The organism is Paenibacillus sp. MT86 (assembly GCF_058792535.1).
This window is the reverse complement of the sequence record NZ_CM179499.1, coordinates 302,319-324,355: the sequence shown is the minus strand read 5'-3', so window position 1 is coordinate 324,355 and position 22,037 is coordinate 302,319. Positions and strand designations below refer to the sequence as shown.

Below are 22,037 nucleotides of genomic sequence, written 5' to 3'. Positions count from 1 at the left end.
ACCTCATAACACCAGAGAGCTTAGAAGCTCCCTAGGCTGCATCATCCCTTGAGTGGGGTGATCCGCTTACCTCCATACCTCGGAGTTCTCCTCAATCCAACCATCCCTTGCTACGTGCGATATCGATTGCCTCGATCCGTGTATTCGCCCCGAGCTTCCCAATCGCCTCTGACATATAGTTCCGTACCGTTCCATAGGATAGAAACAGCTGTGCTCCAATATCTTGAAGAACTAAGCCTTGGGCAGCCAACTTCATGACTTCACGCTCCCTGGGTGATAATGGACATGGATCATCCCATACCGCGAGCGACAATTCTGAATTGATGACACGTTTCCCATCATAGACCCGACGAATCGCATCAGCCAGTTCCTCGCTGCCCGTATCTTTAAGAAGATATCCATAAACTCCTGCCTGCATAGCCCGCTGGAAATATCCAGGACGCGCGAATGTCGTCAAGATGATGACACGACAAGCTGACTTATTTTTTTGAATTAATTCCGCAATATCTAACCCCGTTTTCAGCGGCATCTCAATATCCAGAACAGCTACATCGGGTTCATATTGCTGAATCATGGACATCACTTCTTCCCCATTTTCAGCTTGACCGACGACTTCAATATCATCTTCTAACGAGAGTAACGTTGCCAGTGCTCCCCTTAATAACTTTTGATCTTCTGCCAAAACAATACGAATCATCTAAGCACTACCTACCTTTTCATTTCGTATTACCCTAGGTATATGTAAGGTGACTTCCGTCCCCTTGCCTGGGGACGAAGACAGCGACATACGACCATCGATCATAACCAACCGCTGCCGTAAACCGGCGAGGCCATTACTGCTAGTATAGAATTGATCCATATCTGCCCCAATACCGTCATCACTTACGGATACACGAACTTCCCCTTCCTGAATGTCGAGAAGAACGCTGCAACTTGTTGCTCGGCTATGACGAACGACATTTGTAATCGTCTCGCGAAAACACATCGCCAAGATCGTCTCCTGCAAGGGTGTTAACGGAAGCGGATTGTTCACTAAAGCGTCTTCCGTCCCTACATTAGAAGGTCTGGGATCTGAAATCGATTGATATTGAAATAAAAGCGGTATGCCCGCAGCTGAACATAACGATACAGCATGCTTATATTCGTCAGCGAGATATGTAACTTTCATCTCCGTAACCAATTCTCGCATTTGTTTCAAGGCTGCGCGTGCCGTTTCTCGTATTTCACGAGCCTCTGCTATCGCTCTCTCGGGTTGGCGATTGACCAATTTCTCAACGACCTCCCCTTTTAGTGCGATTAATGACAGCGTATGCCCCAATGTATCATGTAATTCACGTGCGATCCGCTGGCGCTCCTCCTGCTGTGCCATTCGTTCAGCAGTTTCTGCCCGCAGCCGCGCAGACTTCTGTTGAAATCGGGTCGAAGTTCGAATAATATACGGCAGAATACAGATGCCAAACATAGGCACCAGCCCTATCCATACTAGGCTGCCCATCCGATCCAAGTAAGGAACGGCGATAAATCCCATAGCTACAGTGAAAACGATCGTTATAGAGAGTAATATCGGCAGCTTTTGTTTGCTCAGCGGAGCAGCTATCATAAAACCCATAAACGTATACATAGGGTGAAATACAGCTGCTAAAATTAAAAGTATACCCACCTGAACGATCAATATTGGCGTGGCCCACTTTAAATAAAAGTAGGATTGTCGAAATAATAGAACGAATATGCCTAACAGAACAAAGCCAAGCCACTGTATACTTGATGGCTCATAGAGTAGAAAGTACATGGGTATCATTACATTTGTTAACAAAATATAAGGAGCGACTCCTTCCGATTTTGGAAAGAGACGCCACTTTTCTCTATTCAATTAGACCGCATCCCGTCGATTATAGATATAGATTGATAGTAGCATAAAGAGGAGACCGCATCCTGTCAAAATTATGAAATCGATACTTGCTGGATTTTTTCCAGCGATCATATTCCATGCCCCATTGGCATATCGGTGAGATGGAAGCCATTCCCCGACCGAGCCCATCCAACTTGGCAAAGTACTAAGCGGCATCCAAAGCCCCCCCACAATGGCAAGCCCCATCTGTAACACATTTCCGATGGCAACGGAAGTATTCGCGTTTTTAAGCGTTCCTAACAATGCACCAAGCGCCAGAAAAGATATGCTCCCAATCCATAACCATAATCCGCATAAAATCCATTGCCCGGCTGTCAATTGTATATCATGAACAAGGCCAGCAGATAAAAATATAACTACAATGACGATCAAGTGAACAGCCATTTGCGATACGATTTTGCTGCCAATCCAGACGGCAGGAGATAGTGGAGTTAGCTTCAACAAGCGTACCCACCCGTCTTGATGCTCGAACGATAGACGGATACCGAATTGAGATACCGCTGTACCAATCAAACTGAATGCCGTCATCGACATCAATGAAAAGACACCCCAAGTTGTTGATTGAATCGATTGATCTACCCCATTCATACTTGCAAATAAAAAGTAGAAAGCAAGCGGCATCGCAATGGAGAAGAGTAAGAAGAATGGACTACGGATAATTCGTATACTTTCTGCTTTGGTCTGGGCAACAAACATATGTAACATGGCTATTTTCCTCCTAAAAATGTTTATTATCGTATAATTGTTTGTTTATTTGAGCCTGTAAGACTTCGGAATGTATCTTCTAAACTGGCGGATTGTATATCAATATCGGAAATTTCCCATTCAGACTGCATCAGTGTAAATAACAATACATCGGTCTCTTGGGCATAAAGGCGAATCCGCTCGCCGTTGCATTCTGCCTTTTCTACACCAGGTAATGTGAGCCATTCCTGCTGGGCTGGCGCGTTCGCCGCTCGAAATGAAACGGTTCTAAGTGCTGTTTGAGCCTTTAAACGTTCTGGAGTACCTTCCGCAACAACCTGTCCACTGGCGATGACTGCGATGTGATCTGCGACAGCATCAGCTTCATCTAAATGATGTGTAGTCAAAAGCACCGTACGTCCGTCACTTGCCAGTGCTTGGATGGTGTCCCAAAAGCGGCCACGAGCCTCGATATCCATTCCGACGGTTGGTTCATCAAGCAGGAGAAGCTCTGGATTTCCCGCCAAACTCTGAGCGAAGGCTAATCTACGGCGTTGTCCTCCAGACAGGGAGGATGCGCGTCGTTTCTGATCCGCATGGAGACCCGAAATGTCTAACAATCGCTCTAGCGACATCGGATTACGATAATAACTGCGGAACAATTTAAGCACTTCTTTCACCGTAAGTCCATCTGCTGCTTTAACATCCTGCAAAAGAGCTCCAACACGTTGCCGCAATTCTTTTGTGCCGGACGGCATCCCCAAGACCCTGACTTCTCCTGATGTTGGCTTGATCATTCCGAGTATCATGGAAATGGTTGTTGTCTTGCCTGCCCCATTCGGTCCGAGCAATGCTGTTATTTGACCTTTTTCAAATGATAGATTCATATGATCAACGGCGCAGTAATCGCCGAATTTCTTTACTAGATTTATACATTCAATCGCCTTTGTCATTTTGTCCTAACCTCCGCTAATTTCTTCTTTCGTTACTTGATGTCCTCATTATATTGAAAAAGCGCGAGATTCAATTAGTGTGGGTTGTCACAAGCCGGTTATGACAAATGTCAGAAAAAAGAAAGCAAAAAAAAGAAGGACCTCTAGGCCCTTCTTCAGCATAACTGCATTTAACGCTCTTTGAGTGAGGTGTCTTGCTTTGCAAAACTTATAGCTAAGGATTTTACACTTTTAATCGAACACAGAAAAATCCACAACCTCTGAAGTGACCCCATGAATGATTCAACGGACAATGCGGGTGTACAGGCTATCAGGTGTTCGGAAGGCGCGACATTAGTAGCTACAGTTTCTGGTTCAACGCCATTTGGGAAGATGGATAAGGGCATTAAACTAGGCACTCTAAATTCGGAAACACCTAATTGTCCGCCAGCGTCGAAAATTGCCTGTTTTGGGGATCGGAGCGACAGACTATTTCACAAAACCCCTTAGACATATGTACGCACATTAACATCGACTGCGTTTAGACTAATTTAAAAAAGTATCAAACTTTTTCTATTCGATGGTGTTTATCTATATAGCAGCAACATTCACACCCATGGAAATGAAGATTTATATAATCCAATTTGAAGGTTGAAAATCATTTTCAAGGCTTAGTCACTTCAATTTCGTCATCATCGTTAAGATCTGGTGAACTGTAGAAAAAATACATCTTCCCATCAATTTTCGCTGTTAAATTAGGTACCTGTTCTTTATTTTTTATTCGAATGCTGAATGAGTTTTCATCTCCTAATATAACAACACCACCCCAAACTGGAATGTGCTCTAAATGGTTATCTTTGTACGTTGGATAGGAAGCTTTTATGATTTCTATGTCTGAAGACTCTATTTTTTGCTGATAAGCGTGATTATATAGGGACCATAAGTTCCAACCTTTTTTCTGAAGAGTAATAATCCCTTTAATTTTACCGTTCTTTTCATATAAGTAATGGTGAAATTGATAGTCCTCTTTTGATATTAACATAACTTCTTTGCTCGATATTCCATTTTTCCAAAGTATCCCTTCGGGAGTAAATGTTCTAAAGAAATATACAGCTAATAATACTAAAACTACAGTAATTGACACGAAAGTAATAATCATTTTTTTTTTATACCTTTTCATAGTTGGCGAAGCACCTCCAGTAATGAAATCTGCTATAAGATTCTCCTATTATATATAAGTATCCTTATTTTATCAATAAATATAAATTATCCTTGTATTTCCATTATTAACCTGTTATATTCAAATCAAAAATAGTGGAGGTGCCGCATGAATAAAAAGAAACTTTTAACCATGATGCTTGCTGTAACAACCGCCATGTCTTGTTTTTCTGGCATGGCATCAGCTTCTAGCCAAGATCTAAAAGCCCCAGCATTTGATAAGGATCATCAACTTAAGATTGAATCATTAATTGATGATCTTATCTCTGTTAGGTTAGAAAAATCAACAATTAATCCTGCAAATTTAATAACTGATACTGCTTCTACACCTATACAAGCTTTAGACGACAAGGAAGAAGAGTTAATTAATTTACTTGAGGCTGAAGGAGTTCGACCTATAACAGAAGAGGAACGCACTATTCTAAATAAATCTACATATTTAAGTGCGGAAAATGGAAACCATGTTACAGCTGGCCCACCCACATGGGGACCATACCCATATGTTGACATGCTTACTTACGGTGAAAAAACTATTACTGTAAATGGTAGAAGCCATACAATTTGGGTGAATTATGCTGTTCCGAAAAATGGAGGTGGCGCTCCGTTAGTTAAACATTACGATTCAATAAAATTAATGAAACAACCTTTCGAGTTCGCCAAAGCAAGAGAAAAAGTTATTGACGTATTGATTCAAAGAGCGGCTGGAAAGTCCAAACTCTTTGAAGCATCATTTCACGAATTTTGGTGGCCTGCAATCCAAGGGTATACTAGTTTTGATACTCACGACGCTTTAATATCCTATGCTGTAAAAATGAAGTATGTTTGGGTTAAAAATGGATCAACATGGCAATTAAAGGCTTCTTCTAATAATGTACAAACGAATGAAAGACACTCCGAGAGAGGCTACCTTAATGGCAGACTTACTGAAAGCTCTAAACTTGAAACAAAAAATGTTTGGGGAGAATTGTACGATCAAATTGAAACTTTAGCAGTTTCAGAAGGTAACACTTACTTAAAGGATCCAGTTAGAGCTATTATTTACCGAGATTATGATAAAAAAGAAGTATTAAGTGTTTTTCCACACTACGCGGGTGGTCCGCTTGATCTTGCTCCATAATTTTTTGATAAAAAATAAAAAATAAGAGAAGACTTGAAGGCTGTCGAGACTTACTCGACAGCTATTCTTATGCAGATTGCCGGCTTTTTATATAGAGAATATAGAAGTTGGAAGCTAAATTTATTGATTAATTTTATCGTAATATCGCCATAATTCGCGCCGTAACTGAATTTTTTCGAGAATTTACTCTTTTAAAATTTACTAGAAAGTGCTATCACAAAAGAAATGGCTAAAAAATAAGCCATTGTTTCAAGCGGCTCAGGATTGGCAATCCTTCAGTTGCTCCATCCGTACCACAATACGTTGAACAAGCGCTAAACAATGACTTTGCATGTTTATTCCCATCTTGATCCGGAACGGGCAATGCTAAACGAATAAACACCAAAATAATGTTAAACCTCTGATAACTCGTGATGGTACGGAAGATCAGGGCTTTTCTAGTTATGAATATTTTCAATTTTAATAACTAGGAGATTCTTGTGTTCTTCTTTATTTACAACGCATTTATTCAGCTTTAAAATAAAATCACTAAGATTTCTCTTTGTATTTTCTTTGCCATCATTAATGGTGAATAGCTGGCTACAGCTAATAAAAAATCGGATTGAAACAGGAGGGCTATAAAGCATACGCGCTACACGTATGCTTTATAGCCTTCTATCCAGATTTATTTCAACATTCATGCTTCTGGATGCTAGAGAGGGAGGGATATAGAAACAATGGAGACATATGAACGAGTCGAAAACACTACTAAGGTTGGTATCCAGAACCGCCTAAAAGACTATAATACGGTCATCTTGGACATGTGGGATTACTTCGAGTCTGCGGGATTCACATTTCATGGAGTCATTCGGGACTGGACCGGCGTTTTTCATAACGGAGCCTACTACGCAGTCCACCATTTCGTAAAGGATCGTCCGGATCAGGATTGCATTGCTCCCGACAGTGGTTACTCATGGATGAGGGGAGTCGAACATTAAAAGGTAAACCTGCAACTAATAAGTTGAATCGGTGATGTTTAGCTCTATTTAAGTCATTCCACCTAATACAACATAGAGCTTAACAGCTCCCTAATCCTCTGTTCTTCCCCGCTCTCGTTGGTACGGAACCTTGCTAATTCCATTCCAAATTTCTCGAAAATCTCTTCTTTTTTCTCATCTCGCTTTAGTTGTTCAGGATTGTTCTCATGAAAGGCAAATCCATCGACTTCGATCGCCAGCGCTAACGATCTGTCCAGTTTATGATAAATCACAAAATCAACAGAAGAACGATTTCGGACGAATCTGCGCTCTTCCTCATTTAACCGTTCCAGGTCGGTAAACAAATTCATTAGTAAAACCTGATTCCCTAGTTCAAAATCCTTGAACATAGGCTCCTGTAGTATCTGGTCGAGCAAGGCATGCATAATATTCTCGCTCCGATGCCTTGATTTATTAAAGAAACGAACGCGTTCTCGAAAATCCTGTAGATGATCAGAGTACTCCTTGTATAACAAGTCAAATATAGAATGAATCTCGCTCTCCACGACGTTGTTATCCAGCGTACTATATTCCATATATCGCATAAGATCTCCCACTTCATTCCCATACTTGCGAAACGCAGAATGATCGGTCACCAGAATAAACCTCTCCTGCGCGCGGGACACAGCCACGTTAATCATGCAAGGATCATTAACAAAACTCATCCCCATGCCTCCTGCTCTCGTTCGATCGAGCACCGTAGACATGATCATGACGGACTTCTCACGTCCCTGATATTTATGGATCGTGTCGCTTTCAATGTCAGCAGTGAACTGCTGAGTCGCTTTCTCTACCTGTTTACGGTAAGGCGTCACAAAGCCGATATCCTTATGACCTGCTGCCGCTTCGAGGTACCCCAACAGTATCTCCTGTTCAATAACATCAAGTTCCCTGGAATTGAACTTTCCCTTTTTGCCATGGGTCACTTCCCTCATGTGATTGCCCTGTGACGTCTTATAGATTAATAAAGGAGATTCGGAAATCCCCGGATCGGTAAAAGCAATCAATTCGCCGTCGTAATATTTCCTGTTGCAGAATTCAATAATTTGGGGATGGCAGCGGTAATGCTCTCGTAACATCACCTTCGGAATGGAATTTCCGTATAAAGCCAACATGGACGACAACAAATTATGCTCGATATAACTGTAAGCTTCATTCATGTCAGGAGCGGCCTGGCTCTGGATCTTCTGTTCAATCTCCTTCCCCACGATATGCGGCAGTTGCTTGGTATCGCCCACAATAATAGTCTGTTTACAGCAGGACAAAGCCAGAGCCCCTGTCAGCAGATCAACCTGTGAGGATTCGTCAATAATACAATAATCAAACAAGTAATTCGTAGGAACACAATTCCGCAAAGAATGTGTTGTACTAAGCACAATCGGATAATGCTCGATAAACGTTTTAAATTTGTTGTTGTGAGTGTATGTCTTCTCATTGCAGTCCACAGCCGGACGGTTATGGTATTTCTCATGTAATCGTTGCCTAAATAGCGTTTCGGAGAACTTCTTGTGCTGATCCATTAAATCTTGATAGTCTTGGGACTCCAATTCTTTCTCAAGCTCCTGAATCCGATCTGATAGCTCCTCAACTTTTAACGTGTAAAATTTACGCTGAACATTCAAGATGACATCCAGCCCCTGCTCCTTCAATCGTTTGAAATCCGTAAAACCATGCCTGAAGAACAACTTGAATTGGTATAGGAGCTTATATTTCCTTTTCATCTCTACAGCTAGGAAGCTGTCCTTCATGAACTCCAAAATCCGCTTTGGTGTCTGCCGGTAAAATGATAACTTCTCTATAGGCGATATATCCTGCCTGGCATAATAATGCTCAAAATGTTCCTGTTCAAGCAAGTAGGCCGACAGCTTCTGCATAAGCTGTGCCTTCTCCCGATCCAATTCCATTAAACGTTGAATACGTTGATCCAAATCTTGTAGTCTGGCGTTTAATTCGTCCTCTTGCACGTCACTTGACCATTCCGATACATCCCAATTGGGTAGATTGGCAAAAAACTTTTTCTTGTTCTCTTGGTTGCCCAAACTAGCCACAAAAAAATGGTACCCTTGCCGTTCCATCTTTTCTTGCACATTTAGAACTGCTGCGTTGTTACCGGAAACAACCGCTACCTTTTTCCCCTGCATAACCGCCAGATTCGCAAGGATGTTTAAGATTGTCTGGGTTTTACCCGTGCCCGGAGGCCCTTCGATAATACTGATGGTGCTTTTTAAAGCCTGCTCAAGCGCGGCTCTTTGACTCAAATTGTACCTGAACGGGAAAATCGGTTCGCTTGTAACCGGGATATCGCTCTTTATAGGTTTTTTCAGAAGATAATGGCTCAAAGCACTATCCGGATCTACATAATGCAGTTTTGCAAACTGCTTGGCCAAAAAAGTTTCCTTGTTCTCCTGTTCATCCTCACTCTTCGCATATTTTGAAATCGCGCGCCAATAGTCCAGAATCTGACGCCCTTCAGCGTTTTGGGTACTACTGCTTCTAACTTGAATACGTCCACTATCGTATGTACGAATACTCCCATTTTTGAAACACACCCGAATCTTTGGACCGAAATCCAGCACCCGTTTTACATTATAAAAAGGATAACCATCGTGAAAAACAGCCATATCCTCCGTTATATCCTGAACGGTCGGCGTTAGTAACTGTATATCACTCGACTTATATGTATAAACCTCGGGATAACCTTTATATATAATCCTTACTATTGGAGGATCTTTTTCGTATGAAGATACATCCTGTGTTTTGTCATCACCTTTAACAATCATCATAAATCTCTCTTGGTCCATAGCAACCTCTCTGTATCTGTAATCTTGTTATATACAGAGTCTTCTATAAATTGGGTATATATTCCTGCCTTATGGAGGATTATTAGAGCGAGGGTACCTTATTTAAGGGGGGGTTAGTGTGAAATTCCTTTTTAAGGGCATGGGAAGTAAGGGCTGATAGTCAATGTTTTATGGTATTAAAAAAGACACGATTCGTGTCTTTACGGCTGTTCTATGAGTGTTCTGTTCTTACTGATCACACTATTCAGAGTACACCTCGATGATCATCGTCGCTCCCAGCCTAAAACCATCAGTAAAAGAAGCCGCCATTTCCAGCCCTTGAACTTGCCGACATAAATCTAATAGGTCCTCGAGCTCTCGAAACTCATCTTCTGAAAGCCTCTTCTTCCAGGCATCCATGGACTCGGATATTTGCCGGCTCAATTGGCGATACTGAGGGTCGTTAGAAACAGTCTTCTCTACAGGATTCAACTGTCCGTAATATAGGGATTCCAGAAAGCTGGGCATGGGATTCTCCTTTTTTATCAAATGATTGGCGGCTCGTTAATACTTGTCTGACAAATGCATCGTCGTTACGCATATGAGTACCAGTATTGAGGTTATTATACGGTACGCTTATGCGTATAGACAAGTTGAAAATCGATAGATTAAGAGGTGAATTATTATGGGGAAAAAAGTTGTCGTTAAAATCTCGGAATTGACCAAAGCACATAATATTTCTTTGCGGGAATTATCCCGACTATCCGATGTACGGCACGCTGCATTAAGTGAACTTGCCAATGGAAAACGGGAAAGCATCAGCTTTAGTCATATTGAAAGAATTGCTGAGGCTTTGAATATAAACGATATTCGGGAGATTATTGAGTTGGTTGATGAGGGGAAGAGTAACTGAAGAATTACTTTTCGAGCGTATATCATTTTACTCCATTATTTCTGATGTTTGTTATAACCCTATTGACTTTCTTGGAACTTGATTAATGAAAATGAGATAGCGAAATCTTGTGGGACCATTTTGAATTCACGCATGTTTGTTTCATTTACACAAAAAGAGACCCAGCTATAGCAGGTCTCTTTTTCTTTATTTATTGAATTAAACCAACTTCAAAAAGCCCACAATCCTCCGAAGCCTGCTCCTAGGAAGTTTACGAATTGAAAAACTGACTAATCACAATAGATAACTGATGTTCGACTGGATAGGTATTATTTATTTCTGCATAAGCTTCAGCAACTTTATATTTACTTTTATTGTCGCTCACAAATTCTTTAAGTTCAGTTTTCCTTCTATACTTAGGTTCAGTAGAAATTAAGAAAGACTCGTCCCCTGCAATCATTGACGTGGCTGCAGTTTCGTCGAAACTGTATGAACTAAAAATCTCTTTTATTGACTCGTCATTAGCTGCCTCAATTACCTTTTCTAACGCCTGAAAATATATTAATGGATTAAGACAATCTTCCATGACTGTTTTGTCGTAAACTTCTCCTTGCCTTTCTGGATTAATGAGTTTTATTATATATTTCTGATTCTCATAACAAACCTGAAGCCTGCACAATTGAATTGGGTCGTTTTTATGTGTGGATCCAAAGAAATTCAATCTTTTTTCATCAGTATCGATTAGGCATAATACTTTGTTTTTATTTTCAAGTTCATCGTTATTTAATGGATTTGAAAGTAAACTATACAGTTTTACAACATTACCACAACCACCAACTGGTAGAATCCTTACTTTTAGTGATTTTGGTAACATCGATTCGAGATATATCTTATCATCGCTTCCTTCACATATAATCCAGTTTGACTCTTCCGAAGTTTTCATATAACTCAATATGGTAGCAGCTAGATCAAACATACTTTTTAATTCAATATCATTCGGAAACCTTCTTCTTTCTTCCAAGTAATTAAAGAAACTAAATGTTGATATCTGTAAAGCATCTTCTTCTGATTTACTAAGATGATATAAGTATCCTTTGCTCGTTGTTGGCAAAAATCCATACCAATGGGTCGTAATGAGCACTTGATTTCCATATGTGTTAGCCAATTTTTCTAGCCTGTCAAATTGCATAAAACAGTTACCAATATTCATTGATACTTCTGGTTCATCTATTGCTAGTATCACTTCTTTATCAGATTTTCCACTGCTTGATAAAAATGCATACGCTATATCTATAAGAGCTTTCCTTTGCTCGCCAGAACTCAGATGATTTATTTCCCTATTATGATGTTTTAAGGATCTTTTATTAAAATATGCTTCTAATATCTTATCTCTAATATCTTTTTCTGTTAAATTCTTTTTTCCAAATGTCTCAGCACCATAATTGTAATTAACATCAATCTGTTGGATTGAACTATTAATTTCTTTCATAAAATTATTTAAATGCTCATTAATAAATGACAGAAACGTCCTATTTCTACCGTTTAAGTCAATCTTATCAGTAAGGGCGTTATCGATTTCTTCTAGTACATCTTTGTTCATTAGTTTCTGCATTTGAATTGCTTCTACTTTTAATACTTCGTCAACACCTTGCTCTACTGGTATATACACATAAGCATAAAATCTTTTATCAAATTTCTTATCTTGTCCGCATTATTTTCTAACTCAGCATCGAATTGTCTAATAGCACCGTCAAACGGAGCGTAAGTAGTCTTTCCATTACTCCTGATACCAACAACAGTTAAAAGGTAATCATCTTTGTTGTATTTTTGTTTCAATCTACCAATAGTCTTAATGAATGAGGATATATGTTCAAACCGTTTTGTTGCACCTTGAAAATAACTTTCAACATGTCCCCAATAAAAATCGTTTAAAACCTCCAAAGATGAAACAACTTGCGCATTTGTTTCCAGTTCGTTGGCGTTATAATAATTTTTATTTTGCGCTCTTTCTATAAATTTAGCTTTATTTATAAGAAAAATTGGAGATATGTATATTTCTTCACGAGTCGCTCCCCTTGTAATATTCCAAGGTCGCTCATTAAAAAAGACATCTAAGGATTCTAATATTGCGCTTTTTCCTATACCATTATTACCTATATAAGTCGAATATTTTTCCTCTAGATTTTCACTGATAGGCAAATAAAAAGCCCTACCATAAGATTTATATCCATTTATAAAAGTGCCAATCAGCATTGCTTTCCACCCTTTTTATATAACTTTATGTACATATTCGCCATTTAAGAAGTTTCCTTTTCTACAGAACATATAACATAAATGCGTTACAGATCACTGTCTATCATCTATGTGTGTTATAGTGTAATTCCCGGTTTGTCTCTACAACGTATGACAGTAAACTGAATTCCATCGATGATTTTAGAAATAAAATACAGGCAACCTGCTTAGGTCCATCATATCACATATATAGGACCTATAGCTTACTTTATCCAAGTCCTGTGAAGTTATATTCTCGTCTATATTAAGCAAAATATTATTCTCTGTTAATTTAACTACTGTAGATATCCTGTCTGCACAAATCCAGAGAAATGTATCCTTCTAAATTTTCCTTTACACTGTTTACGAAAAAATCCCCTTTCAAGCAAAAACCCGCTCACTGAGGCAGAGTGTCGAGAAAGTCCAGAGGACTTTTCAACACTTCATTTCTTAAATGGGGGAGACTCAACTTTTAAAACAAATCGATTTAAAACGATCTGAGGCCCCTAGTTTTGAGACTATGAAGGTAAATTTTAACCCCCTGCTAAAAAACAGGGGGTTTCTCGACAGCCTGACTGAGCGGGTTTTATGTATAGAGGCGGGGCAAATCCACAATTCGTCGAAGTGTTCTACAGAGGATGTTTGGTGATCTTACGCAGTAACATACGCAACCACTGATATTTAGTTCAATCAACATAACTAAAGTAAGTACCTCTGCATTTTCGCATATCTCCTTTAAAATCCGTTCATTGATAAGAAGTGATTCAACCCGATTAATAGAAACCAAATTACATCTCCTTCTTCAAGTAGCTAATCATCGTAGGAAAATTTAACAGCTTCTAATTCTCTATTAGTTGATCTATTCCGTCCTAGCTCCGCAATCAAATGAAGATTCCTCTTTGCTCTTGATCCAATCACATACAGTAATCTCTTGGATGAAAGCTCTGCTTGTATAACATCCCGGATTGAACCGTGAGGAACATACCCCTGCAACAAGCCATAGGCGATAACAGTTTCGTATTCTTCCCCCTTGACTCCTTGGCATGTATTCACTACAACCCCATTTGAGTGCCTAAACATGCTTCTAAAGTTCTCCAAACTTCGTGATATACCCTCAAATTCCCTTCGATTAAATCTTTCTTCAACACCAGTAAAAAATGAATTGTAATGCTCGTTCAAAAGTGTGTACGATGCAATATTAATGTTTAAGAACTTGAGTAAATTTATAAAACAGGAATTGAGAAAGACAAGCCCATCAGTATCATTTGAGAAAGCCCTTTTAGTTGTGTTGCTAAAATTCAACAGTAATCTAGGAGTTAACGGACCATGCTCTGTTTCTATTTCCAATAGATTTGTATGAATCTTTAGTTCTCTAATTATCTCCTCCGCCCACCTGCTACGCGAAACAAAAATAGAAGGAGATGGGTCGGTAAGAAAAATTCTAGCTACTTTAAACCAAAAATTATCGTGGCTTCTAGGTAAAGGGGACAACCCTGGTGCGTCAAATTCCACATCTGGCATTAAGGCTTTTAACTGCCTTGCCATTGATATGAGCATCCACCATTGTGGAGCAATCACACATATTTCATTTGATGGTATGCCACTATTTAAGTTATGTCTAATTATTTTGCCAATCTCCTCAACAATGCTTTCCTGAAAAATCGTATTATTAAACTTAATAATTGTGTCACTATTAGCATCTTTACCTACAGCCCTTATATCAATGTTAGTCAATTGAAAGTTTCTATAATAGTCAATTATTCGTTGCGCTGATCTATAATTCCCTGAAAACTCAATCTTCTTTATCGGGTAACCTCCAATTTCAAGGGAAATCTCCTCAGGTGATTTAGCGATACCACCTAACGTATCATAAATAGCTTGATCAGGGTCACCAACTAGCAATATGTTAGTTTCCCCTTTTCCTTCTCGTACAATCGAGCCCAATATACCATATTGAAGGTCAGAAGTGTCTTGATATTCATCTACACAAATAAGTTTGAAGATACGTGATAATGATTTCGCAATTTGTGGACGTTGCTTCAACAAAGAAAAGGATAGATGTAATATCAAGTTGAAATCAATAAATTTATTAGTACTTAACTCCCTGTTGTACTCATCAGCTATATACTGTTTTATAGGATTATCTTGCTTTATACATCCTTCACGGTTCCATTTCACAGAGATACTTTCATATTTAGAGATATTACTGGCCTCTTTTAGTTTCGTCAGTATCTTCTCTTGCCGGAACTCATCAATGACCGTAAAACCATTCTTTAATCTATCAACATAAGCTGCATATGGCCTTAATATCCATTCAAGACAAAAAGCATGAATTGTACCCGTCCAGAGATTTTCCATATCTACATTCATATTGTCTAATCTTCTTTGAATCTCTTCAGCGGCCCGATTGGTAAAAGTCAAGGCTATAATTCTGCGTTTACTGTTGCCCAAACGTTCTAACTCATATTGAATTTTCGATGTCAATGCTCTTGTCTTCCCGCTTCCAGGACAAGCAGTAACAACTACGTTCTCCTCCGACTCCACCATTATTCTCTGTTCCGTATTTAGTATTATTGTCATCTGCTATCTCCCCATAAAATCTAAGAGCTTTGTTAAGGGGTCGGCTGGTAGCCATTCCTTGTAAAGTTCAGCAAACTCCTGAAAGATAGATTGCGAGCCTGATTCGGTGGAGCTTAAAAGCATCTGTTCCTTTTTGATCTTCAGATCTTCAAAAATAAGGTTATTGGGATCATCTTCGTTTTTAATCCCTTGATCTATGCGATAATCAGCAATAACTTCAAAATGAGCATCTGTAAAATGTTCACAAGTAAACGCTATTGCTTTTAATATATATTCTGGAATGATAGTGCTGTAGTTAATATTTTCGGACAATAATAATGCAAACCAGCCTTTACCCTCTTTGTTAGCTAAACGAAGAACCTCTCTTCCTGATTCTTCTGTTGTTCCTAATTCAAGCTTTGCAGTTGAATCAACTATATATGACTGAATCTCATATATTGAAGGCAGTGTTTGAACTACACTAGCGGCATTACCTGCCATGATGTAATCCACTTCAAAAGTATAAGTTGCGTAGAATGGCTGTACCCACTTGTTATCTGCAAAACTTGAATCTAGATCACTTTTTCTCAAAATTCCGGCTTCTTGAGAATCTATACATTTCTTAATAAACTTATCTTCTTTGTCCGTACTGCTAGTGATGGTAATAATAGATGTATCCAGATCAGTAATAATAGCACATTTCCTCTGAATACGCTTATCGTCAAACAAAAGAGCTATATGTTTAAATACAGTACTGCTCATATTTATCAGACTGACCCCAACTTCATCTAGACTTATATTAAATACCTTTTTGAATAGAATTGGTATAAGTATGAGTTCAGCATCACCTTCAACCAAAATAATGCTTTTTGCAAACAACAATGTACTGCGAACGGCATCTAAATAACGTTCAATTTTTCTACAGACATCATCATCTAAGTCATTACATGGATGGAATACAACGGCTTCTTGTTGACGTTTAGCCAATATATTAACTGCACTAATACGGTTAGACGCAGAAATGTGCGTAGAATGTGTTGAGATAATAACTTGTGTGTTCTCGTACCCATACTTCTCAAAAAGGGTTTTTTGAATATGTGTATGGATATGCGCCTCTGGTTCCTCAATTAATAAAAAGTGTGCTGCTTTACTTGTTGATTGTTTCAATTCATATTCTAATAATTTCAAACTGATATAAAGGAGATTCGCCCCTCCTAAGGATAATTCGGAAATTTGACCTTGATAACCTAAATCATCGGTATCGCCTACCCATAGAGTTAAAGTCTGCAAAAGCTTATCAAGGTTCTCAGGAAGCTGAGAACGTATATCAATAGTCGGAGCGTACGTTGCCCCAATAGTCCTATGTACGGTGTTCTTCACTCTTTCTTTTAATAGCTGTATCTGATCTAATTTACTGATAGAAGTATTTAGCTGATTTACCTGTTTAATAATAGGTGTCCCGTCGATCTTGCTACCTAAATCCCGCACAAGATTCAAAAGTGGGTTACTCCTTATATTCCTCAATTCATATTCAGCATCACGAAGTGCCTTAATATATGTGCAAGTAACCTCATTATATATTGAGAACTTTTGCGAAGGCATTCCCAACACATCCCAAGCTTCTTCCTGCGGATCAGGGAACTCTACATTTTCAAAATCACCAACATAAGTTCTATAAGTATCTTCATTGCTAAAATCTGCAGTTCCTTTACAAGTGAATATCATTTCATAATCATTCAAAGTCACATCGTCTAATAGTGACTGTAGTTGATCTTGAGAAGCAAAATCTTGTGTTAATTCAAAAAGCTGTTGTCTAATTCGTCTATTTGGTCGGAAGTACATTGTATAAGCACCTGTTGAAGTACCATCCATTCTTTCAATATTATGTGCTAACATTTGTGTTCCTTCATTATCATCAATATTAGCAAAATCTAAATGTATTATTATCCAATGTCCTCTCCAGTTTCCTACGTTACGATTAAAATCACTTTCATTTATCTTTACATTTCTTGGTAAATTGGCATCGATTAAAAGCCGAATAGCATAAAAGGCATTCGTTTTACCTGATCCATTTTCGCCAATCAACGTATTTACCCCCTGCGTAAATGTAAACACCGCACTTTTAAAGTTTCTAAAGTTACGTATTGTTAGTTTAGAAATGTGCATTTAGTCAGACCTCCCGAGAATTATCCTCCTATATTCTACCATACGGAAAACGATGTCAAACCAAGAAATTCATGTCGGCGAGGCATCAAAGATTAAAATGAATCTTGGCGAAATGACAAGCAGATCAAAAACATCGTCTAGCGCCATCGCCAACGGTGTTTCCAACTATCCCCTGCTTACCAAGTAGAGAGAAACTTGAGGCTCAAAAGCTGAAGCAGTTGCGACACATTATCAAACAAGTCATTAGAAAACAAAAAGCAGCCGCACAAAAGAATATCTGCAACAAGCTGTTTTCCAAGTTCATGGATCATGTAGCTGAGATCAAGGAAGTAGAAAAACTGATTGTCTACAAAAGAATATGTTGATCTTATTTTGAACCTGCAAGTGTCGTAAAAGCAAAAATCCACAACCTCTGTCGGTTGTGGATTTTAAAAATTGTATGTATGGAGGCGAGGGGAGTCGAACCCCTGTCCGAAGATAACGACAACACAAGCTTCTACGGGTGTAGTGACAGATTTGATGTCACCCTAGGAACTCCCTGTCACCGGATTCCCTTCAGGTCAGCCTGATTGTCTTCTTCAGCTAGCCCCAGGCGGAGACTAGACAGCGTATCCCACTAAAGTTGAGCCCTCATCCCGGTACATGGGCGATACAGAGCGAGAGCACGCTCACAGGTTATTAAGCTGCGAAAGCGTAGTTGTTTTGTTGTTTGCCGTTTAATTGGCTTTAGCGTTGATGAAGTGGACGCGTCCCCACTACCCGCTACTCATGCCCGAACTATCCCCGTCGAATCCAAAAACGCCCCCTTAAGTTGGAGAAATGCCGGTGCTTCGCACCTTAAGCGTTCCTGCCAAAAAGGGCTATCGGATTAAATCAAAGAATGTATTCAGTCATAGCAGTCGATCTATTGCGCATTCTTTCCCTCCAAGAAAGGAATACGCAAGCTGTATGCTGATTGTCAAAGATCTTATTGATCTCTCTTACATCACTTAGTATATCACATTCGACATCAAAATGATATATACAATGCAGGTAACACAGCTAAAAGCTGCCATCCCACAACGTTCATTACACATGATGCCGATTTCTTAAGCGACATGCCACGAATAGCCGTAATTACCTTGCAATCTTCTGCTTCTCGCGCAGTGCACGCTGGATATCGCGTTGTGCATCCTTCTTAGCAGCATCGGCGCGCTTGTCGTACTGACGCTTACCTTTACCGAGGCCCAGCAACAACTTCGCATAGCCGTTACGGATGTAGATCTTCAGCGGTACGATCGCGTAGCCTTCCTGCTTGGACAGGCCCAGCAGCTTGCGGATCTGCTCCTTGTGCAGCAGCAGCTTCCGTGTACGCGTAGGGTCCGTCGGATTGTTGCGGTTCCCTTGCTCGAACGGGCTGATATGCATATTATGGATATGAATTTCGCCATTCCTGATGGTTGCGAATGCATCTCCGATGTTGGCACGGCCGTTCCGTATGGATTTGATCTCCGTTCCGGTCAGCACCATCCCGGCTTCATACGTATCCTCGATGAAATAATCATGGGAAGCTTTTTTGTTCTGGGCCAGAACCTTCCCGTCACTTTTCTTACCCATGGTCTCACCCCTTGTCATCAACAATGATAATGGAAAAAGGACTTCCGGCAGACCGCCAACATGCAATCTCACCAGAAGTCCATTGTATCAAACGTCAGCCTCCAAAAGCAAGGCGGGGCAAGCGACTCCCTCGATGGATCAAGAGAGGATTCTTACTTTTTCTTCTTGCGGACAAAAGCGGCCGTGCCGTTTCCGCCCTTGCTCTTCCGTTTGCGGCCACCCCCGCCGGAGTTGCCTCCAGCGTTACCGCCGCCCGGCGTTGGACCTTCGCCGATGAAAATGCCGCTGCCCGACGTCTTCTTCCGTCGGCCCTTCCCGCCAGCGCCGCCGGAGCGCGCGTTGCGGTCAAAGCCAAGAGCGCCGCCGCTGGCGGAGCTGTAGCCGCCTTTGCCGGAGCCAAAGGCGAAGCTCGCCGGCTGCTGCTCGCCAGCGCCAGCACCAGCGCCCGCTCCAGCTGGCGCCTCGCCGCCGCGCTTGCCGCGGCCGCCCTGGCCGCCGGCGCTGTCATTGCGGCGCCCGCCTGGCGCGCCGCCTTCAGCCGCGCCGCGTTTGCCGCCGCGGCCCTTGCCCCCGCGACCTCCACCGTCGCGGGCACCGAACCCGCGGCCGCCGCTGCCGCCGCGGTCGCCTTCGCCGCGCCCTTGGCGGCGCGGCTTCATGTCCACCATCTCAAAATCGATGGTGTGCTCATCCATGTTCACGTTCGCCACGCGAACCTTCACATCGTCGCCGATGCGGTATACCTTCGACGTACGCTCCCCGATGAGAGCCATATGGCCTTCATCGAAATGGTAATAATCGTCGGTCATCGCGCTGAGGCGGATCAAGCCTTCAACGGTGTTCTCCAGCTCGATGAACATGCCGAAGCTGGTGACGCTGCTGATAATGCCTTCGAATTCTTCGCCGACCTTATCCAGCATGAACTCGGCCTTCTTGAGCGCTTCCGTATCACGCTCCGCATCCACGGCTACGCGCTCGCGTTCCGAGGATTGCTGCGCAATGTCGGCCATCCGGCCGGCCAGCTGCTCATGACGGCTCTCATTCAGCGACCCGCCGTTCTCCAGCACTTCCCGGATGACCCGGTGAATGACCAGATCGGGATACCGCCGAATCGGGGACGTGAAGTGAGAATAGTATTCCGCGGCAAGGCCGAAGTGACCCGTGCTCTCCGCATCGTATTTCGCCTGCTTCATCGAACGGAGCATCATCGTGCTGAGCACCGTCTGCTCCTTCGTGCCTTGAATGGCTTCCAGCAGATTCTGCAGAGCCCGTGGATGGATCGCATTGCCCCGTCCCTTCACGTGATGCCCGAAATTCGCCGCAAACGCCATGAAGTTCTGCAGCTTTTCCTGATCCGGATCCTCGTGAATCCGATAAATGAAGGGAACCTTCATCCAGTGGAAATGCTCCGCCACCGTTTCGTTGGCCGCCAGCATGAACTCTTCAATGATCTGCTCCGCGATGGAGCGTTCTCTTTTGACGATATCCACCGGTTTGCCGTTCTCGTCCACGATGACCTTCGACTCCACGAAGTCGAAATCCACCGCGCCCCGGCGCATCCGTCGGTTCCGCAGCTTCAGGGCCAGCTCGCGCATCAAGCGGAAATCCTCCACGAGATCGCCGTAGCGCTCGATCAGCTCCGGATCTTCATCCACCAAAATCTTGCGCACGTTGTTGTACGTCATCCGTTCTTTCGTGCGGATAACACTGGTGAAGATGTCGTGCTTCACGACCTTCATCTGCTCATTGAATTCCATCTCGCAGGACATCGTCAGACGATCCACCTGCGGATTCAAGCTGCATATGCCGTTGGACAAGCGATGAGGGAGCATCGGAATGACCCGATCCACCAAATACACGCTGCAGCCGCGGTTATACGCTTCCTTATCCAACTCGGACCGATCACGCACGTAATAGCTGACGTCGGCAATATGAACGCCCAGACGGTAATTCCCGTTTGGCAGACGCTCCACGTTGACCGCATCATCCAGGTCCTTTGCATCTTCGCCGTCAATCGTCACGATGTTCAGACCGCGCAGATCGCGGCGGCCCTGCTGCACGATCTCTTCTTCCGTAATCGCATCGGGCGCTGCGTCCGCTTCGGCCAGCACTTCCTCCGGAAAGCCCTCCGGCAGCTGATGCTTGCGGATAATGGACAGGATGTCGACGCCCGGATCATCCTTATGCCCCAGAATCTCCACGATTTCGCCTTCTGCCGCAGCTCTTCCTTCCGGATAGCTCACCAGCTTCACAACGACCTTCACGCCGTCAACGGCACCATTGATCGCATGCTTCGGAATAAAAATATCCCGGTTAATCCGTTTGTCGTCCGGCAGCACGAAGCCATAGGCTTCATGGTTCTGGAACACGCCCACCACCTGGGTAACGGCGCGGGTCACGATGCGGACCACTTCGCCTTCCATTTTGCCGCCGTCGCTGCTTTTGGAACTGATCCGAACCAGCACGGTATCTCCATTCATCGCACTCTTCAGGTCATTGGCATGAATGTACACGTCCGGATGCTCGCGGTCATCGGGAATCAGAAAAGCAAAACCCTTCGCATGGGCCTGCAGCCGTCCGCGCAGCAAAGACATCCGTTCCGGCACGCCATAGCGCTCGGTGCTCGTCAGAATGATTTTTCCGGATTGCTCAAGTTCATTCAGCAGCTTCAGGAACTCCCTGAATTCATGGGCATCCTCAATCGCAAAATGCCGCTCCAGCTCCTGGTACGTCATCGGTTTGTATGCAGTTTCCCGCATAAAGTTCAGTAATGTTTCTTCAGTTATCATGTTATCACCTCGGGAACCTGCAATTTCATCGTTCCTCTATCCATTCTTTACCTTTATATACTCATACCCTAGTATACACGAATTTAATCCCCGGTATCCTTCCGAACA

Annotated in this window: 16 protein-coding genes and 1 other RNA gene; 3 read left to right on the top strand and 14 right to left on the bottom strand. The window is 42.0% G+C overall.

Annotated features, from left to right (window positions below; genetic code table 11):
- Positions 1 to 91 precede the first annotated feature (91 nt).
- The 5 genes from AC3RCL_RS01470 to AC3RCL_RS01450 form a co-directional block, all read right to left on the bottom strand.
- Complete coding sequence (locus AC3RCL_RS01470) at positions 92 to 697, bottom strand: response regulator transcription factor (RefSeq protein ID WP_036664865.1); 606 nt, start codon at positions 695 to 697, stop codon at positions 92 to 94.
- Positions 698 to 1,870, bottom strand: coding sequence for a sensor histidine kinase (locus AC3RCL_RS01465; RefSeq protein WP_119850474.1), 1,173 nt, complete (start codon positions 1,868 to 1,870; stop codon positions 698 to 700).
- A complete protein-coding gene (locus AC3RCL_RS01460; RefSeq protein ID WP_036664867.1) occupies positions 1,871 to 2,614 on the bottom strand; it encodes an ABC transporter permease in 744 nt (247 codons plus the stop codon).
- 26 nt (positions 2,615 to 2,640) lie between these two features.
- Positions 2,641 to 3,546, bottom strand: coding sequence for an ABC transporter ATP-binding protein (locus AC3RCL_RS01455; RefSeq protein WP_492534288.1), 906 nt, complete (start codon positions 3,544 to 3,546; stop codon positions 2,641 to 2,643).
- Positions 3,547 to 4,189: 643 nt separating this feature from the next.
- Entirely contained in the window at positions 4,190 to 4,705 is a 516-nt protein-coding gene (locus tag AC3RCL_RS01450) for a hypothetical protein (protein ID WP_192570043.1), read from the bottom strand.
- 147 nt (positions 4,706 to 4,852) lie between these two features.
- On the opposite strand from AC3RCL_RS01450, the gene AC3RCL_RS01445 reads away from it, so the two are divergent.
- Positions 4,853 to 5,860 carry a hypothetical protein gene (locus AC3RCL_RS01445; RefSeq protein WP_192570044.1) on the top strand — a complete coding sequence of 336 codons (1,008 nt, stop codon included), beginning with the start codon at positions 4,853 to 4,855 and terminating at the stop codon, positions 5,858 to 5,860.
- A gap of 716 nt (positions 5,861 to 6,576) precedes the next feature.
- Positions 6,577 to 6,837 (top strand): hypothetical protein, encoded by a 261-nt coding sequence (locus tag AC3RCL_RS01440; RefSeq protein ID WP_213579953.1) that lies wholly within the window; start codon positions 6,577 to 6,579, stop codon positions 6,835 to 6,837.
- 62 nt (positions 6,838 to 6,899) lie between these two features.
- Here AC3RCL_RS01440 and AC3RCL_RS01435 read toward each other — a convergent pair whose 3' ends face one another.
- Both AC3RCL_RS01435 and AC3RCL_RS01430 read right to left on the bottom strand, forming a co-directional pair.
- Positions 6,900 to 9,659 carry an AAA domain-containing protein gene (locus tag AC3RCL_RS01435; RefSeq protein WP_492534285.1) on the bottom strand — a complete coding sequence of 920 codons (2,760 nt, stop codon included), beginning with the start codon at positions 9,657 to 9,659 and terminating at the stop codon, positions 6,900 to 6,902.
- 258 nt (positions 9,660 to 9,917) lie between these two features.
- Positions 9,918 to 10,184: a DUF6809 family protein gene (locus tag AC3RCL_RS01430; protein WP_492534284.1), complete on the bottom strand. Its 267-nt coding sequence runs from the start codon at positions 10,182 to 10,184 to the stop codon at positions 9,918 to 9,920.
- 157 nt (positions 10,185 to 10,341) lie between these two features.
- On the opposite strand from AC3RCL_RS01430, the gene AC3RCL_RS01425 reads away from it, so the two are divergent.
- Entirely contained in the window at positions 10,342 to 10,569 is a 228-nt protein-coding gene (locus AC3RCL_RS01425) for a helix-turn-helix domain-containing protein (protein ID WP_492534282.1), read from the top strand.
- 250 nt (positions 10,570 to 10,819) lie between these two features.
- Here AC3RCL_RS01425 and AC3RCL_RS01420 read toward each other — a convergent pair whose 3' ends face one another.
- The 7 genes from AC3RCL_RS01420 to rnr all read right to left on the bottom strand — a co-directional run bounded on the left by AC3RCL_RS01420 (position 10,820) and on the right by rnr (position 21,929).
- Positions 10,820 to 12,217 carry an ATP-dependent nuclease gene (locus AC3RCL_RS01420; protein WP_492534280.1) on the bottom strand — a complete coding sequence of 466 codons (1,398 nt, stop codon included), beginning with the start codon at positions 12,215 to 12,217 and terminating at the stop codon, positions 10,820 to 10,822.
- Positions 12,202 to 12,801: an AAA family ATPase gene (locus AC3RCL_RS01415; protein WP_492534278.1), complete on the bottom strand. Its 600-nt coding sequence runs from the start codon at positions 12,799 to 12,801 to the stop codon at positions 12,202 to 12,204. Before AC3RCL_RS01415 ends, AC3RCL_RS01420 begins: the two co-directional genes overlap by 16 nt.
- An 828-nt stretch (positions 12,802 to 13,629) precedes the next feature.
- A complete protein-coding gene (locus tag AC3RCL_RS01410; protein ID WP_492534276.1) occupies positions 13,630 to 15,399 on the bottom strand; it encodes a UvrD-helicase domain-containing protein in 1,770 nt (589 codons plus the stop codon).
- Between the two features lie 3 nt (positions 15,400 to 15,402).
- The gene (locus AC3RCL_RS01405; protein WP_492534274.1) at positions 15,403 to 17,544 is read right to left on the bottom strand and encodes an AAA family ATPase; all 2,142 of its coding nucleotides are present in this window, start codon (positions 17,542 to 17,544) and stop codon (positions 15,403 to 15,405) included.
- Positions 17,545 to 17,985: 441 nt separating this feature from the next.
- Positions 17,986 to 18,350, bottom strand: a transfer-messenger RNA (tmRNA) gene (gene ssrA / locus AC3RCL_RS01400).
- A gap of 310 nt (positions 18,351 to 18,660) precedes the next feature.
- Positions 18,661 to 19,140 (bottom strand): SsrA-binding protein SmpB, encoded by a 480-nt coding sequence (gene smpB, locus AC3RCL_RS01395; protein WP_036664873.1) that lies wholly within the window; start codon positions 19,138 to 19,140, stop codon positions 18,661 to 18,663.
- A gap of 152 nt (positions 19,141 to 19,292) precedes the next feature.
- On the bottom strand, positions 19,293 to 21,929 hold the full coding sequence (gene rnr / locus AC3RCL_RS01390; protein WP_192570048.1) for a ribonuclease R: 2,637 nt from the start codon (positions 21,927 to 21,929) through the stop codon (positions 19,293 to 19,295).
- Positions 21,930 to 22,037 lie beyond the last annotated feature (108 nt).

Bases quoted from the DNA above. Each gene is read 5' to 3' on its own strand.
- AC3RCL_RS01470 (WP_036664865.1), bottom strand. From the start codon at position 697: ATGATTCGTATTGTTTTGGCAGAAGATCAAAAGTTATTAAGGGGAGCA.
- AC3RCL_RS01460 (WP_036664867.1), bottom strand. From the start codon at position 2,614: ATGTTACATATGTTTGTTGCCCAGACCAAAGCAGAAAGTATACGAATT.
- AC3RCL_RS01455 (WP_492534288.1), bottom strand. From the start codon at position 3,546: ATGACAAAGGCGATTGAATGTATAAATCTAGTAAAGAAATTCGGCGAT.
- AC3RCL_RS01450 (WP_192570043.1), bottom strand. From the start codon at position 4,705: ATGAAAAGGTATAAAAAAAAAATGATTATTACTTTCGTGTCAATTACT.
- AC3RCL_RS01445 (WP_192570044.1), top strand. From the start codon at position 4,853: ATGAATAAAAAGAAACTTTTAACCATGATGCTTGCTGTAACAACCGCC.
- AC3RCL_RS01440 (WP_213579953.1), top strand. From the start codon at position 6,577: ATGGAGACATATGAACGAGTCGAAAACACTACTAAGGTTGGTATCCAG.
- AC3RCL_RS01435 (WP_492534285.1), bottom strand. From the start codon at position 9,659: ATGATGATTGTTAAAGGTGATGACAAAACACAGGATGTATCTTCATAC.
- AC3RCL_RS01430 (WP_492534284.1), bottom strand. From the start codon at position 10,184: ATGCCCAGCTTTCTGGAATCCCTATATTACGGACAGTTGAATCCTGTA.
- AC3RCL_RS01425 (WP_492534282.1), top strand. From the start codon at position 10,342: ATGGGGAAAAAAGTTGTCGTTAAAATCTCGGAATTGACCAAAGCACAT.
- AC3RCL_RS01415 (WP_492534278.1), bottom strand. From the start codon at position 12,801: ATGCTGATTGGCACTTTTATAAATGGATATAAATCTTATGGTAGGGCT.
- AC3RCL_RS01410 (WP_492534276.1), bottom strand. From the start codon at position 15,399: ATGACAATAATACTAAATACGGAACAGAGAATAATGGTGGAGTCGGAG.
- AC3RCL_RS01405 (WP_492534274.1), bottom strand. From the start codon at position 17,544: ATGCACATTTCTAAACTAACAATACGTAACTTTAGAAACTTTAAAAGT.
- smpB (WP_036664873.1), bottom strand. From the start codon at position 19,140: ATGGGTAAGAAAAGTGACGGGAAGGTTCTGGCCCAGAACAAAAAAGCT.
- rnr (WP_192570048.1), bottom strand. From the start codon at position 21,929: ATGATAACTGAAGAAACATTACTGAACTTTATGCGGGAAACTGCATAC.